Source organism: Pseudoalteromonas sp. 0802 (assembly GCF_013350085.1).
Lineage (GTDB): Bacteria > Pseudomonadota > Gammaproteobacteria > Enterobacterales > Alteromonadaceae > Pseudoalteromonas.
Genome location: NZ_JABVXE010000004.1, coordinates 20,492 through 36,659 on the forward strand (window position 1 = coordinate 20,492; position 16,168 = coordinate 36,659).

Sequence of the window (16,168 nt, forward strand, 5' to 3'; positions counted from 1 at the left end):
TATGAGAGGATATTGGTTTATCGCGTTAATATTATTGAGCATTAGCCAATTCAGTGATGCAGCCACCCCAGAACAAGAGATAAATCACCTCATTGATTTTGTTGCTAAAAGCGATGCTGTATTTATTCGCAACGGCACAGAGCACTCAAGCCAAGATGCTGCCGAACACCTTGCTATGAAGTATCGAAAAGCGACCCGCTATGCAAAAACTGCCGAAAAATTTATCGAAAACCTAGCGAGTAAAAGCTCATGGAGCGGTAAGCCCTATAAAGTAAGACTCAGCAATGGGTCGTTACTCAATGCAAAAGATTGGTTGAGCAATGAATTAAAAGAGTACCGCCGAAACCAACATATTCATAATTAAAATCATCAACACACAAGAAGCGAAAAGCCATGCAAGAACACAAAAATCAGCCACTCAATGACTTTATTGAGTACCCTCATGACGAGATGCTAAAACGCGCCGAAGAGTTTTTAGCCGTGAGTCAGCGTCGCCACAGTATTCGCAGCTTTAGCGACCGCCCAGTGCCAAAAGAAATAATCGAAACCTGTATTAGAGCGGCTGGCACTGCACCGAGCGGTGCCAATCATCAACCTTGGCACTTTGTAGCAATACACAGCAGCGATGTGAAAAAACAAATTCGAGAAGCCGCTGAAAAACTAGAGCGCTCATTTTATGAAGGTCGCGCAGGTGAAGAATGGTTAGATGCCTTAAAACCACTTGGCACCGATGCCAGTAAGCCCTACCTTGAACATGCACCTTGGCTAATTGCCGTGTTTAGTCAAAAGAAAGGCGGTATTTCTGCCGATGACAAAAATACCAATTACTATGTTCATGAATCTGTTGGCCTAGCAACCGGCTTTTTAATTCAAGCACTACACAGAGCTGGCCTTGCAACCCTTACGCATACACCAAAACCAATGAGTTTTTTAACCGAAATTTGTGGCCGTGATAAAGATAATGAGCGCCCTTATATGCTACTTATTGCAGGCTACCCAGGCACAGATGCAACCATCCCTGAGCATGCCTTAGTGAAAAAGTCGCTAGACGAAATAGCGACCTTTATTTAGTTTTAAAATCAACAGCCAGCACATCACCTGGGTTTAAACCTGAAACGATGTGCTGCTTGCCATCGAGCATTTCGCCGAGGCGCACATAGCGGCGCACTATCTGATTATTTTCAAGTAAATAGACCATACTCAATTGGCCATATTGGTGCACCCAACTTGACTCAATCAACACTCCTTTTTCAGTAGCGAGCGGTAATTGTAATTGCGCATAAAGCCCAGGCATTAACCCAGTTTGCGCATCTGTTTCTAAACGGATTTCCATACTACGCGCAGCACTATCAGCAACAGGCACAATTTCTGTCACTGTGGCAGGCATTGACGTAGATAAAGCAGGTAGTTTAACCGTTAGAGTTTGACCAACATTCAGCTTAATTGCTTGTTGTTCTCTGACATTAAATGCTAATTGCAATTGTTGTGGGTTATACAGTGCGAGTAATGGCGTGCCAGGAGTTGCGGTATCGCCAGGCTCTGCAAAACGCTCAACCACGACACCTGAAATCGGCGCTTTAATTTGCGTAAAACTCAGTGCAACTTGCGCTTGTGTTTGCTGCTGCTTAGCAATCGCTAGGTTCGCTGTTAAGTTATCGAACCTTGCTTTTGCATCGTCGTATTCGCTAACAGATACCAAGCCTTGCTTGTATAAATCGTTAATACGCTTTAGTTGTTTCTCGGCTTGAGTCAGCGAGGCATTAATAGCATTTATTTGTGCTTCGCTTTGAGCAAGCCCAGCTTTAAAGTCATCTTGCTGCAAGGTAATTAGCACGTCACCTTGTTTTACAGTATCGCCAGCGCGTACATTTAAACGCTCAACTTGTGCCATTACACGAGAAGAGATTTGCGTATTTTGTTTTGCAATCACGGTGCCCGGTACAACTTCATCACGAGCAATATTTGCCAGTGTCACTGTCACTAACTGACCAGTGTAATCATTTGCTGATGGGTTTTTCATGCCTGCAGCTTGCTTATCAGAAAAACTGCCCGCCATGTAAAGTACCGCCACAATAATCACTGATAACGCGACAATTGAACCAATAAGTTTTGATTTACCCTGCATGAGCTTGTTCCTCTTTGGCTGCATCCTTTGCAAACACTAAATAATAAACCAGCGGCACAACAAATAATGAGAACAATGTTGATGCCACAATACCAAAAATAATTGCGATCGCTAGACCGCTAAATACCGGATCTAGGGTGATCACCAAGTTACCTAATAAGGTGGTTCCCGCTGTGAGTAACACAGGGCGCATACGCACCGTACCTGCGGCGATTAAAGCTTGCTTAATTGCCATACCTTGGTCACGAGCTTGATTAATAAACTCAACTAAAATAAGTGAGTTACGAACCACAATACCGGCAAGTGCAATCATGCCGATCATGGCTGTTGCGGTGAATAGCACCGGCTCTGGAGCACCTGCAATAGTGCGCTCTCCAAATTGATTTAATAGCCAAAAGCCCGGCATGATCCCTATTACGGTTAATGGAATAGCCGACATGATGATCAGTGACAAACTCGCAGAGTTTGTTTGAATGCGTAAGATGATGAAAATTGCAGTGAGCGCAAACGCAAACGCAATACCCATATCTCTGAATACATCAATGGTAATTCGCCATTCACCTTCACCACTAAAGGTCACGTCAGTGCCAGCAGGTAATTGCCAAGCTTGGCCACCACCATTATTGAAAAAGTGCCTACTTTGCCAATCTGTTTGGCTAAATTCGTCAGCGCTGATGCCTAAGTCGGCATTAACGTCAGCAATAATTTCAGCGGGTGTACGGCCATTTAGCTCAGCCATAACATATACAACATTACGCTGATCTTTACGCATAATTGGCTTGGCAACCTCTTGATGCTGAAATTCACCTAACTCAGATAGCGCCACCAGCGGACGCGGTGCACTTTGCAGCCCAAATTCGTCACTAGTTTTTGCAAGCTCCCTATCGCCACGCACTTGTAATGCCAGCAATTGAGCAAATTGGTTACGGTCTTGATATGGTAGTTGCAGTTTAATATCGACAGGATCTGTTTCGCCGCTAACATATAACACCCCAACATTTTGCCCATGCGAGGCAATGGCTAAGGTCTGGGCAATATCTTGCGTAGACACCGCCGACAATGATGCTTTACTTTTATCAGTAACAAAACGTTGTAACGGCGCATTGGCAGCAATACTAGTATCAACCTCAACCACATGCGGCTCTTGTTTTAACCTTGCTGCAACGGCAAGGGCTGCTTGATAGTGAGTGCCTGTATCAACAAATGGCTCACTGTAAACTTCGGCCACTAAGGTACTTAAAACCGGCGGACCTGGTGGCACTTCAACCACTTTAATTACAATGCCATCGGTTGCCAGTGGCGCTAATGCCGCTCGCAAGCGCATGACCACGCCATGAGATTGATGATCACGCTCAGTTTTATCGAGCAGTAATACTCTGAGCTCAGCTAAATTAGCAGCTTCACGTCGATAATAGCCACGCACCATGCCATTAAAGTCCATGCTTGATGGCTGACCAACGTAGGCTGCCGCCTCGCTTACTTCATTTAATTGCCAAGTGATGGTTTGTACTTGTCGAGTGAAAGCGGCGGTTTGCTCAAGGCTTGTGCCTTCTGGCATATCAATTAAAACTTGCAACTCGTTTTTATTATCAAACGGTAATAGCTTTAGAGGTACTGCACGCATTACGGGTAGCATGGCACTGGCGACAAACAAAGCTAATGTGGTCCATAGAACGAGTTTGGCGCGGCCTTTAGACTCAAGTAATGGTGACAATATGCGCTCATATAAGCTATGGGGATTAGCTTCTAGTTGCATGCTGTCATCGACTGGCGCTTTAAGTAATTTCATGGCTAACCATGGCGTAACAAAAAATGCCACTATGGTTGAAACCATCACACTGACCGGCACATTGAATGCCATCGGTGCCATATACGGCCCCATCATGCCGGTGATAAACGCAAGTGGGATAAATGCCACCATAATGGTCAATGTAGACATAAACAGCGCCACACGAATTTCGCTCATGGCATCAACTATGCGTTGTTTTTTATCGCCTTTTTTTGTTAAAAAGCGACTTATGTTGTCTATCCCAGTAATGGGATCATCAACCAATAGACCTAAAGAAAGTATTAATGCAAACAGCGTGACTCGGTTAATCGTATAGCCAAAGGCAAAATCAAGTGTCAGGGTGATGCCGTAGCAAATAGGTACCGCTAGCCCCACAACAATCGCTGGTCGCCAACCTAAAAATACGCCAACAAAAATAACCACGGTAAATACCGCAAACACTAAGCTCGATGTAAGGTTATTTACTTTTTCATTCGCGGTTTGGCCATAGTCACGCAGTACGGTGTAGCCCAGTTCATCTGGTAGTAGATTAGCCGATAAGCTATCCATCATGCTGTGCACTTCATTGGCTACAGCTACCGCATTGGTACCTGCTTGTTTAGCGACACTAATTGTGACTAAAGGAAGTTGTTGCTGATTATCTGATTTAGCCAACCATTGATAACTTTGTGCTTCGCTTGGCCCATCACTCACCTCGGCGACATCACTTAGGTAAACACTCTTACCATTAACCACATTGACAACAAGCCGTTCAATCGCAGATTGAGAGCGTAAAACATCACCCACTTGTAAGGCGATTTGCTGCTTACCCTCAACAACGCTGCCCACATTCACTAATTGGTTAGATACGCTAAGCGCATAATACACATCAGTAAGGGTTGTTTGATGTGCAGCAAGGGCACTTGCATCAAGGTTAATCGTTAATTGACGAGTTCTACCTGCAATCACTTTCACTTCGCTGGTATTTTCGATGCGCTGTAAACTGTTAGCGATTTCGTTAGCAAAGCGGGTTAGTTGATAGTCATCGTAAAGTTTTGGATCTTTACTAAATAAGCCCAGCATCACAATGGGTACATCGTTCACTTCAACCGGACGTATTTGCCATGAGCTGATCACTGACGCCATCGTGTGTTGATAGCTATAGAGTTTAGCGTAAGTGTCGAGAATGGCTTGCTCACGGTCGTGACCAACTTCAAAGCGAAGAGTGACAACAGCAGCATTACTTTGTGTAGTCGAGTAAATATGCTCAACGCCCGTCAATTGCGCTAATAACTTCTCCAATGGTTCAGTTACTAGCCTTGCTACTTCTGGCGCTTCGACGTTTGGCGCTGCCACATATATATCAAGCATAGGAACCACAATTTGCGGCTCTTCTTCACGAGGGGTTTGCTTTAATGCCATTAAACCAAGCAGCACCGACATAATAAAAATAATGACGGGGAGGCGGCCGCTCAAGCTGTTTTTTACTGCATTATCGATAGCATTCATTGCTTAACTACCTTTTGCAAAATAAACCATGAAGGGTTTCAAGGATTGCCATAACACTTTTATCGACCACGCGATAATAGATAGTTTGGCTTTCACGTCGAGTCGCAACTATCTGAACTTTTCTCAGCGCCGCTAAGTGTTGCGATAATGCTGACTGCGCCAATGGCACAGCTTCGTTTAATTCGCTCACGCTCATTTCACCATCTTGCAGCGAACATAAGATCATCAAACGATTTTTATTCGCCAATATCTTTAGCATTTGCTCTGCTTGTTCCACATTGTCGGCCATAGCCGCAAAATCGATGTTCATAATCACACTACTCTATATTCTTAAAATACCGCTAAAGTATAGATTGATATATTAGAAAAGTCTAATATTAGAATTTACTAATGTAGTATTATCTAATATATTAAATACATCACTCTGTTATCGAGGTCTTATTATGAAACTAAATGACGCGCTTCGCTTAATTGCTGGTGTAATGATCTGTATTTCATTGTTGCTACAACAGTTTCACAGTCCGCTGTGGATTTGGTTTACGGTATTTATTGCTCTAAACTTAATTCAATCGGCATTCACTAAGTGGTGCCCAATGATCACCATTTTACGCAAACTTGGCATGGAGGATTAGTATGCTGACCCCAATTCCTGACTTAATGAAAATTATTGCCCCAAACCAGCGCCGTATTAGCGCTGACCAAGCAAAACAAGAATTAAGCGAAAACCACGGTTTATTAATAGACGTACGAGAACCTGCTGAGCACGCAACTAAAGCAGCAACTGGTGCAATTAATATCCCACGTGGTGTACTTGAAATGAAATTAATGGAAATTGAAAAAGATCCTGCAAGACCCATTTACTTACACTGTGCAAGTAGTGCCCGCGCCACACTCAGTGCCGAAGCACTGACTCGTGTTGGCTACGAAAATGTCACTGTAATCACCTGTAATGCCGAACAAATTTGTCAGGTGTTTTAACTTCATAGAACAGTAACACTGGTCGGATAAGCTCGTACTTTTCTACTTATAGGTACAGAGCAATGACTTTTACGCGCAGACGCTTTTTAAAAGCATCGGCGGCTGGTTTTGGAGCCGCCGTTTTATCTTTTGGTTTAACGGGCTGTAGTCTAAATGACGATGATGACGAAACTACAAAGCAAATCCCTGTTAGCTTTGATCACGGTGTTGCCAGTGGCGACCCGCTCGCCGACAGTCTCATTATTTGGACTCGCATAACACCTCTTGAAAACGTCACGAGTGTTAACGTAGTTTGGCAAGCCTCAACAGATGCTAACTTTACAACCATTAGCCATGATGGCGAAACACAGATAAGCGATGCAACTGACTTCACCTTAAAAGTTGATCTGCAAGGTCTCGATGCCAACACCACCTATTACTACCGCTTCATAAGTAATGGTAAAACCTCACCCACTGGAGCAGGTAAAACACTTCCAACCGACAACATAGAACAAGTAAAATTTGCCGTTGTCTCTTGCGCTAACTATCCTGCAGGCTACTTCCATGTGTATGGTGAAATCGCAAAACAAACCGATTTAGATGCAGTACTGCACTTAGGTGACTACATCTATGAATACGGTAATACAGGTTATGCCACTGAAGATGCCGCCGAACTTGGCCGTTTATTACCTGATGACAATAGCGATGAAATCATTTCTTTAGCGGATTATCGCAAACGTTACGCCCATTATCGTAAAGACGATAACTTGCAAGCTGCCCATAGTCATTGTGCATTTATTACTGTTTGGGACGACCATGAAATAACTAATGATACATGGCGCAGTGGCGCTGAAAATCACAACGACGGCGAAGGTGAATTTAGCGAGCGCAAAATGCATGCGCTACAAGCCTACTTTGAATGGATGCCTATCCGTAATGTTGCCGATAAAGAACGTATTTATCGACGCTTTGAGTTTGGTAATTTAGTTTCATTACACATGCTCGATACCCGTGTTTTAGCGCGCGACGAGCAAGTTAATTATGCGGATTTCGACTTAACCAGCAGCCAAGGACAAACTGACTTTGTTGCAGCAATTAGCTCTCCTACTCGTGCTCTATTAGGTAACGAGCAACTTACATGGCTGACTGATGGTTTAACGACAGCAACAACACAATGGCAAGTACTTGGGCAACAAGTGCTGATGACCAAAATGCATTTGCCATTTGAGATTTTGCAGTTACTTATGAATATTCAAGTAACTCAAGCTAGCGGTGCTGACCCATCTGCATTACTTGCTCAAGCAAACACGCTATTTAGTGAGCTTGCGCAAATTAAAGGACGTATATTAGCTGGCGATCCAACGGTTACTAGTGAGCAGCGAGCACGCGTAGAAACAACAGCGCCTTATAATCTTGATGCATGGGATGGCTATGCTTATGAACGAGAAGTAATACTTGGGACTGCAATTGCAGCGCAAAAGAACTTGGTGGTTTTAGCGGGTGATACGCATAACAGCTGGGCAGGACAATTAGTCACTGATGCAAGCAACCCTGTTTCAGCTAAAGCTGCAGCTGGTGTTGAATTTGCCACATCGTCAGTTTCTTCTCCGGGCCTTGAAAACTACTTAGCGTTAAATACGCAATCGAGTGAGGCTGTCGCACAAATTGAGCAAGTTATTGCATTACTGATTAACGACTTAGCATACAACAACTTAGTTGAACGAGGCTACTTAACGGTCACCTTTACTCAACAGCAAGCGCTTGCCCAGTGGCATTATGTAAGTAGCGTTAAAACAGCCGATTACACACTGCTTAACGAGCGTCAAAATGCGCTCAGCGTACAAGCTGGTAGCCCTACTTTACAAATGGCTTAACGTTTTTCATCTAATAGCGTAACTAACATTTGCTCAATGTTTTTTACGCTGTAGGTAAGTGAGCGCAGCAGTTCTAACTGAGTATCTTCAGGTTGATGTTCAACCTTAGCACTGCTGCTTTGAGTCATTTCATCTTTTTGTTTCAAGATTGCTTCGCGAAACTTCTCAGCATCAACCACTCCGAGCAATGATACCAATGCACCTTGTCCTGATTGACCTGCCGTTTCAAAGCTCAGTCTATAAAGACCAAATTGACGCATTAAAGGACCTTGGCTTAGTGCTACATCGGTTATTTTTTCAAGTGGGATCGATTTTTCTTCTTTAAAGAAGACACCACGTTTTACCACTAACTTACGCGTTAACAATGTGGCTGACATCGCCGCTAAAATACGCCCTGCCACCAGCCAGATTATTAACGCAACTATCGGAATGAAAGGGATCCCTACCATACTAATCACACAGGTAAAAATACCCAGTAATAACCAATATTGTTTTACTTTTGGATCAAAGCTAGCACTCGTTAAACTGGTTTCTGTCATCATAAGCTCCTTGATAGAGAGTTATGACAGTATACAAACTTTTCATTAAATACAAAAAAAGCCGAGCAAAGCCCGGCTTAAGGGTACTGCAGGGAAAGCTATTCCACTGCTTCAACCGTCACTGTTAGTTTACTCAGATCAGGTCCTTGCACTATAAAACGATAATCGCCAGCAGCTGCAATACTCAGAGCGATATTGGCGCCAACGGCTTCTAGTAAAGCCGCTTCGCCAAGCACAGCAACAGGGGCATCACCACTGCCACCGTAATCCACCGTATTCCAGTCTTCAGAAGCGACTTTGAACTCATAGTCACCAGCTTCTAATGTCATGGTGGTACTGTACATCGCATCACCAGCATAAATCAGTGGATTATCTGTGCTCCAATCATTTACGCTACCACGTAAGTACACTTGAGTTTCGCCAAACATTTCTGCATTGAATACAGTCATAAGTGGTTCTTCAAGGTTACTGGCATCAAACACAAACTGATATTGACCATCACTTGCAATATCCATTGTCATATTTGCGCCTTTTACTGCGAGTAGTTTTTCAGTACCTACTGTAACCGCTGCACTACTTTCACCTGAACCATAATCCACCGTGTTCCAATCTTCAGAGGCCACTTTAAACTCATAGCTACCCGCAGTTAACTGTTTAGTGAAGGTGTAAACACCTTTACCTTGATACATCAACTCATCACTGGTACCCCAATCGTTTAAGCTACCACGTACATAAATTGCAGTGCCAACAAATGGCTCTTCGTTATAGACCTTAAGCACTGGGTTATCGCTGTCTGTGGCATCGAATGAGAATACATAAATAGCATCCATTGCCGCCGTAAAGGTCATATTGGCACCACTGCGTGTCAATGGCTCATCTTCGCCTTCGATCACTTCAGCAACATCGGCAGAAAGCGCACCAAAATCAACGGTAGACCAATCTTCAGAAGCCACTTTAAATTCATAGCTACCGGCTGTTAGAGGAATCGCAATTTTGTACTCGCCATTACCTACATATTCAAAGCTATTTGCCGTACCCCAGTCATTTAACGAGCCACGAACATAAACTGTTGTGCTACCAAACGGCACAATATCTGGCGCACCCACAGTCGCATCGGCACTTAAGCCTTCACCTTGTGCATCACCTTGTGGTTTCACAAACACAGCAACAGTATATGGCGGAACATTAAAGGTACCTTCGCCTTCACCAGCTATAAAGCTTGCCGCTGACATACTTGAGTCAACACTTGCTTTTAAAACAGGATGAAGCTCAAAACCCGCAGCCGTTGATACCGTATGCGATAAGCTTTGCTCAGTGCCGTTCATCACTACGACAATGGCATCGTATTGGCTATCTAGATCAGTCAAACCAACACCATCATCGATACTCATCACGACTAAGCCTTGCTGTTGACGCTTACCAATATTGTGGAAGCCAACGCGGTCTAAGATGTCTTGCTCTGTGGTTAAACTAAATAATGGGCTGGCACTACGAATTGCTAAGAACTCAGTAAATACATTACTTGCGTATTCAATGTCGCTAGCCATCGCTTGCGCATTCGTATTTGCCGAAATAGGTGCAATTTCGCCCCACTTCGCTTGGTTATCTTGCGCAGGAGGTAGGCCTACATTCCAGTTATTGGTTTCTTTACTGAAATCAACAAAGTTGAACCAATCACCAGAATCATAGCTGTTACGATCCATTGATTTAGAACGCAGCAGATCAGCACCCATTTGCATAAATGGAATACCTTGGCTCATCAGCGGCATAGCTAAAGCCATATTGTGAACACGCACACGCTCTTCAATACTTAAGTTAGTGCCATGTTTATATTGCAGCTGATCCCACAATGTTTCGTTATCATGCTTAGAGACATAGTTAATGCTGTCAGCCGGATCGAGTGCATAAGCCGCAGGCTGACCACTCCAACTAAAGCTACTGCCTTTTGCTGAATTACCTTTAAAGTCTTTAAGAATGTAGTTTTGTAAGTTACCTGCCAGTGATAAACGCAACGTATCTTGCTCAGATAAATTGCCATCTGTGGCATTATTGCTAAAGAATGCACCACCACGAATTGCTTCACGGATACGGTCATTAAAGGTGCCTACTTCAGTGCCTGCCATATCCATTTGTTTAGCTTGCACAAATAAACGGTTATCAGCGACTTCACCAAAGTTCCACCCTTCACCGTAAAAGTAGGTATCAGGGTCAACCGCTTGTACTGCACTAAGCGCGGTCATAATTGATGCTTTTGGCATATGCCCCATCACATCAAAGCGGAAGCTATCGTAACCAAAGTCACGAGCTAGGATCACCATAGAATCAGCAACAAACTTATCCATCATGACATGCTCAGTCGCGGTATTTTCACAACAGGTTGAGCGCTCAATATCGCCGGATGTTTCGTTATATCTGTGGTAATAACCTGGTACCAGTTTATCGAAGACTGATTTATCCCAAACACCTGATGAGGTCGTGTGGTTGTAAACAACATCAAGCACGACACGTAAACCAATTTCTTGTAAAGACTGGATCATCGCACGCGTTTCTTTGACTCGTGCAATACCTTCAGGCGATGAAGCGTAAGAGCCTTCAGGCGCAATAAAATGATGCGGATCATAACCCCAGTTAAAGCTATCAACACCACGCATTGCATTAGCAAGTGCTTGAGCATCATCAGAGCCTGGTAGATATGACGCCATTAAATCAACTATCAATGCACTCTTATCTTCGGTTTTACATGCATCGGCATCATCGTCAATGCGGCTACATAAATCACCTAAGGTCGCAGTGATATCAACACGCTGACTGGCATCTTCATCAATGGTGCCAATATCTGTCAGTGGTAGTAAATGGAAATGGGTTAAGCCATTATCTGCCAGCTTTTTGAGATGTTGCATTGGTGCACTATCAAGCTCAGTAAACGCAAGATACTTACCACGGTTTGCTTCACTGACGGTTTCATCACGTACACTAAAATCACGCACATGACCTTCGTAAATGACCGCTTGCTCAGGGTAATCAACTGTTGGCACCATACGCTCATCCCAACCGGTCGGTTTAGTATCTTCGTCATCAAGGTTAATCAATTGGCTATATAAACCATTGGTTGAAACGTTTAATGAATAGGGGTCTGTGCTCCATAAGCTTTCAATTTGCTTAGTCGCCGGGTGATAAACATCAAACATAAAGCGGTAGTAATGACGATCGTGACTGATATCGACATTGCTAGACCAAATACCCGTTGCGCTATCAAAGGTCATAGCAAGTTGTTCAAGCTCTGTTTTATTAGCATCATAAAGCGCTAATTTCATATTGCTTGCAGTCGGTGCCCATACCGACACATCAATGCCATTATTGGCGTAATGCACACCTAGTTGTGCTTCATTAGCGTCACTTTCGCCACTGGTGTATAAGTCATCAAGGGCTTTAGCGGTTTGCACATAAGTGGCTTCTGTTAGCTTGCCATCAGCATCATAGCCTGCCACAACCAGTTGTTGTTTAATAAGCTCTTTTGCAGCGGCTGCATCCCAGTTACCTTGGTATGCATTCCATCCAGCAAGGTGCGGCACTTTAGCGACTTGTTCATCGCTCAAAGATGTCGATGTAAGCTCAACCACTTGACCATTTAACTCACCGGTATCTTCATCGACAGCTAAATCTGCACTGTTTGATGAGTGTAATTTAATGATGCTTGTCAGCTCATTACTTGGCTGGTAAATCACAGTTGATAAATCAATCCAATGCGCTGAAGCACCAGAAATACTCACCGGGCGCTCACCTAAGCTAACAATTGGATATTCAAATACTGATGGTTCACCATGAATGGTAAAGTTCATACGTTGGAACTTTTCATCGTCCTGCATCAATGGCATTTTTAAATCAACATCACCAAACGCTTTGCCAGAACCTTCAGTACCAATATGCACGATGAAGTTAGCACACTCGTTGTAACCTTCTTTTAGTTTTACAATCCAGTACGCGCCATAGTTAGGATCAATACCATCGTATTCATGCCCATTGGCCCAATCAGTGGCATCAAACGGCGCTGCGTACGCATCACAGTCATCGTTATTCCATGAGTGTAATCGATAACCTTCGTAGGCATCATCACTGGTGCGGTTATAGAATAAGATGGCTTCGTCGTCTGCAGGGAAAACCACAGGATCAGGCAAAGTGGGATCAGCGCCTACCACGCAGCTTTCATTATTCTCATCGGGTACCGTTGGTGCCGGACAACTAATCGGTGGTGGATCAACACACTCAGTCCCCGCTTCATTGGGAACTTGCGGGACACTACAGGTCAATAAAACTTGCCCAGAATCTATATCGTTACTAGCGCCACCACCACATGCAGTTAGCAATACCATGCTACATGCAATCAGTAAGCGGCTAAAATTAGCTATTATTTTCATATTATTATCTCCAGCTTACTGATCAATGGTTATAGGTAAAACCTAGATAAAACTGACGACCAAAAAATTGCGTGGTGCCTGTTTTACTGGTTGTTCCAAAGTAGCTTTGTGTTGGTTCATCGGTTAAGTTATTCACTTGTAATAACATGCCGAATGAATCTGTGAACTGATACGACGTTTGGAAATCGACAACCGTTTCCGCATCAAAGTTCACCACTTGCTCATTGACAGCAACTTGCTCTGAAACGAAATCATCGCGATAACGCACATTCAAACGTGTTTCAAAGTTTTCATAGCTGTAAAAAAGTGTGCCGTTAAAGACATTGTTTGAAAGGCCAGGCAAGTCTTGCGACACAGAATCACCACCTAAATCGGTAATAGATTGCACCTCACTCTCGGTATATGAGTAACTGGCGTTAATGCCTAAACCTTCAAACGGCGAGGGTAAGAAAGAGAAAACTTGCGTATAGGCAAGCTCAATACCGCGAATATAACCGCCTTTGGCATTGTTAACCGCAGTTGTGTACACCCCATTTGTGGTTTCGATTTGCTCACCGCTGACAGGGTCAACAATGTATTCTGGTACGTTAAAACCATTACCCTTAAAGTCAAAGTTCTCTATGGCTACCGTATCTATGAATGAGTCGATATTCTTATAAAACGCAGCAACAACCAGTGCACCATCGGTGTCTTCAAAGTATTGCTCGTAGGAGATATCGTACTGATCAGCATAGAAAGGTTTTAAGAATGGGTTATTAGTACTTGAACCGTTAATTTCGCCGTCATTGTTAACCGATGCACTGGCATCACCCGCTAAACGGTTAATCGGAGCGCGCGCCATCACTTTTGCCGCAGCAAAACGAATTTGTGTCGCGTCACTCACTTTAAAGTTTAGGTTTAATGAAGGCAGGTAGTCTGTGTATTTAATGCCTAACACGCTTGGTGCATAAAGGTCGTTAACAATGCCATTGTCATCAACAATATATTGCGCTCCGAGCTGCGGATCGCCACCGACGTTTTCGAGTACCGTCGCTGACTGATCGGTATCTACTCGGCGAATACCAATATTACCTGTAACGGGTAGAGAGCCAATTTCGGTATCAATGTTAAGCATAAGATAGGCTGACACTACTTCTTCATACACTGAGCCACTTTGCAACATGGTCCATGAGTAGTTAGTGGTATAGCCTTGCGCATCTGGCTCACCATCACCATCTAAATCCACAACACCATCGGCGTTACCCCAGGTCTGTACTGGCTGCGGAGTTCCATCAGGAAACCATGCGTTGAGTGCTTTATCTAAATCTATCGCTAAATATGATGGGAAATAACTAAACTCACCTTGCCAATCAACTACGGTGGTCATGTCATCGGTAAGACGAAGCGGTGGTTGAGTCGAAGAAAATGCGCCATCGTTACCGTATTCAAATACAGAGCGATTATTGCTGTACTCACGGTCTGAATAACGAGCGCCAAATTCAATTGAGCTAAACCAGTTATTCTCTAACTCATATTTAAAATCGAGTCGAAATGCTTTTACTTCATCTTCATTTTCATACGGATAAATACCGTATTTACTGACCATAACGCGGTCAATATCGCTAAATGCGTCGGCTTGGTTAAAACCTACATCAGGCAAGTTTAAGCCGTTCAATTGATAGTTAAGCGATACATTGGTATCGAACACAGGGTTCTCAACGGTGGCATCTTCTGCTACCAATGCCCAAAGTAAACCATTGCGGAAATTACTTTTCGCACGTGAAAGCGACACGTCAGCATTAACATTCAAGCGCTCAGTAACTTGCCAATCGGCATTAATGCCATAGCTGTCTACTTCATCAAAGTCTTGGTTATCATCATTAACGATTTCAACACGGGTAAAGCTATTTGATGTGCGATTAATTGCACCACCAATCACCGCATTACCGTCAAGCACTGGGTTAGCATACACCGCAGACGGACCACCAAACTTAACCCGAAAACCACGGGCAAATGATTCGCTATCAAAACGCGATAAAAACGCATCCCCTTTTAGTTTAAAGTTATCGGTTGGCACCCATTCAATTGAGGTTAAATAACCATTACGGGTTTCTTCACCACCTAAGTGCTGAAGCTCAAACCCTTCACTGATGTATTCATTAGCAGGGTTATCTGCAGGGCCATCGGTATCATTTGCTAGCCCATCAACATCTTTATTACCGTTATAAGCTAAACCGATAAACTGAGTCGCCACACTCGGCTGGAATAAGCGCGCGTAACCCAGTGCGACACCTAGCGTATCGTCAAGAAACTTACCTTGGTAAGAAAAGCTTATACGATCGCCATACTCCGTGGCATCAAATACCTCTGAAGCACGGTCGTTATACATACCGCGCACATTCGCGGTAAATTTGTGTTGCTGGTCGTTATCCAATGGGCTGGCTGTTTGTAGCTCTACCGTCCCAGCTACGCCCCCTTCAATAAGTGATGCCTTAGGCGACTTGTAGACCGCCGCGGAACTGATTAACTCAGACGGGTACTGGTCAAACTCAATACTTCGACTACCACTAGTAGATACTTGCTCTCGACCATTTAATGTCGAAAAAACAAATCCACCAGATAAACCGCGAATGTTGATTTCGGCAGCTTGGCCACCGGTACGTACCGCCGAGATCCCCGGTAGACGTGTTAATGCATCTGCCATAGACACATCAGGTAATGCCCCTAAGTCATCAGCTGATAGTTGCTCAGAGACAGTGTCGCTAAAGCGTTTTTGATTTAATGATTGAATTAAGCTGCGACTAAAGCCGCGCACTTCGATTACTTCTAGCTCAGGATCGATTTCCTTTGCTGATGTGCGTTCTTCTTCCGTCGCCGCTATTGCACTATTTGCTGCCACTAAAGCCAGCATAAGCGCACTTAGCTTGAATTTCCCCATTGGATTTCCACCCTGTTGTCGTTGGAGGTGTTGTATTTGTGGTTATTGTTGTTGTCAAAAAACA

Annotated in this window: 11 protein-coding genes; 5 read left to right on the forward strand and 6 right to left on the reverse strand. The window is 43.8% G+C overall.

The features are described 5' to 3' along the window. The first annotated feature begins 1 nt into the window (after position 1). A complete protein-coding gene (locus HUS61_RS09465) occupies positions 2-364 on the forward strand; it encodes a DUF5329 domain-containing protein (RefSeq protein ID WP_240701518.1) in 363 nt (120 codons plus the stop codon). Between the two features lie 29 nt (positions 365-393). Further along, positions 394-1,071 (forward strand): nitroreductase family protein, encoded by a 678-nt coding sequence (locus HUS61_RS09470; RefSeq protein WP_055198623.1) that lies wholly within the window; start codon positions 394-396, stop codon positions 1,069-1,071. On the opposite strand, the gene HUS61_RS09475 is transcribed toward HUS61_RS09470, so the two are convergent. From HUS61_RS09475 to HUS61_RS09485, 3 genes are read right to left on the reverse strand one after another with little or no spacing between them, the layout of a single operon-like run. After that, positions 1,064-2,125: an efflux RND transporter periplasmic adaptor subunit gene (locus HUS61_RS09475; protein WP_175082981.1), complete on the reverse strand. Its 1,062-nt coding sequence runs from the start codon at positions 2,123-2,125 to the stop codon at positions 1,064-1,066. The genes HUS61_RS09470 and HUS61_RS09475 overlap by 8 nt on opposite strands. Further along, entirely contained in the window at positions 2,115-5,402 is a 3,288-nt protein-coding gene (locus tag HUS61_RS09480) for an efflux RND transporter permease subunit (protein WP_175082982.1), read from the reverse strand. Before HUS61_RS09480 ends, HUS61_RS09475 begins: the two co-directional genes overlap by 11 nt. Before the next feature lie 7 nt (positions 5,403-5,409). Next, positions 5,410-5,712 (reverse strand): metalloregulator ArsR/SmtB family transcription factor, encoded by a 303-nt coding sequence (locus tag HUS61_RS09485; RefSeq protein WP_062564815.1) that lies wholly within the window; start codon positions 5,710-5,712, stop codon positions 5,410-5,412. Positions 5,713-5,845: 133 nt separating this feature from the next. Here HUS61_RS09485 and HUS61_RS09490 point away from each other — a divergent pair, with 133 nt between their 5' ends. From HUS61_RS09490 to HUS61_RS09500, 3 genes are all read left to right on the forward strand, one after another. After that, a complete protein-coding gene (locus tag HUS61_RS09490; protein ID WP_054562832.1) occupies positions 5,846-6,034 on the forward strand; it encodes a DUF2892 domain-containing protein in 189 nt (62 codons plus the stop codon). A 1-nt stretch (position 6,035) separates the two neighbouring features. Further along, positions 6,036-6,380: a rhodanese-like domain-containing protein gene (locus HUS61_RS09495; RefSeq protein ID WP_054562833.1), complete on the forward strand. Its 345-nt coding sequence runs from the start codon at positions 6,036-6,038 to the stop codon at positions 6,378-6,380. A gap of 62 nt (positions 6,381-6,442) precedes the next feature. Then, positions 6,443-8,233: an alkaline phosphatase gene (locus HUS61_RS09500; RefSeq protein WP_175082983.1), complete on the forward strand. Its 1,791-nt coding sequence runs from the start codon at positions 6,443-6,445 to the stop codon at positions 8,231-8,233. Here HUS61_RS09500 and HUS61_RS09505 read toward each other — a convergent pair. The 3 genes from HUS61_RS09505 to HUS61_RS09515 form a co-directional block, all read right to left on the reverse strand. Further along, positions 8,230-8,772: a PH domain-containing protein gene (locus tag HUS61_RS09505; protein ID WP_054562834.1), complete on the reverse strand. Its 543-nt coding sequence runs from the start codon at positions 8,770-8,772 to the stop codon at positions 8,230-8,232. The genes HUS61_RS09500 and HUS61_RS09505 overlap by 4 nt on opposite strands. 98 nt (positions 8,773-8,870) lie before the next feature. After that, positions 8,871-13,187, reverse strand: a complete 4,317-nt coding sequence (locus HUS61_RS09510) for an alpha-1,6-glucosidase domain-containing protein (protein WP_175082984.1) — start codon at positions 13,185-13,187, stop codon at positions 8,871-8,873. Positions 13,188-13,209: 22 nt separating this feature from the next. After that, entirely contained in the window at positions 13,210-16,104 is a 2,895-nt protein-coding gene (locus tag HUS61_RS09515) for a TonB-dependent receptor (RefSeq protein WP_175082985.1), read from the reverse strand. Positions 16,105-16,168 lie beyond the last annotated feature (64 nt).

Coding starts and splice junctions, on each gene's coding strand:
- HUS61_RS09465 (WP_240701518.1), top strand. CDS start 2: ATGAGAGGATATTGGTTTATCGCGTTAATATTATTGAGCATTAGCCAA.
- HUS61_RS09470 (WP_055198623.1), top strand. CDS start 394: ATGCAAGAACACAAAAATCAGCCACTCAATGACTTTATTGAGTACCCT.
- HUS61_RS09475 (WP_175082981.1), bottom strand. CDS start 2,125: ATGCAGGGTAAATCAAAACTTATTGGTTCAATTGTCGCGTTATCAGTG.
- HUS61_RS09480 (WP_175082982.1), bottom strand. CDS start 5,402: ATGAATGCTATCGATAATGCAGTAAAAAACAGCTTGAGCGGCCGCCTC.
- HUS61_RS09485 (WP_062564815.1), bottom strand. CDS start 5,712: ATGAACATCGATTTTGCGGCTATGGCCGACAATGTGGAACAAGCAGAG.
- HUS61_RS09490 (WP_054562832.1), top strand. CDS start 5,846: ATGAAACTAAATGACGCGCTTCGCTTAATTGCTGGTGTAATGATCTGT.
- HUS61_RS09495 (WP_054562833.1), top strand. CDS start 6,036: ATGCTGACCCCAATTCCTGACTTAATGAAAATTATTGCCCCAAACCAG.
- HUS61_RS09500 (WP_175082983.1), top strand. CDS start 6,443: ATGACTTTTACGCGCAGACGCTTTTTAAAAGCATCGGCGGCTGGTTTT.
- HUS61_RS09505 (WP_054562834.1), bottom strand. CDS start 8,772: ATGACAGAAACCAGTTTAACGAGTGCTAGCTTTGATCCAAAAGTAAAA.
- HUS61_RS09510 (WP_175082984.1), bottom strand. CDS start 13,187: ATGAAAATAATAGCTAATTTTAGCCGCTTACTGATTGCATGTAGCATG.
- HUS61_RS09515 (WP_175082985.1), bottom strand. CDS start 16,104: ATGGGGAAATTCAAGCTAAGTGCGCTTATGCTGGCTTTAGTGGCAGCA.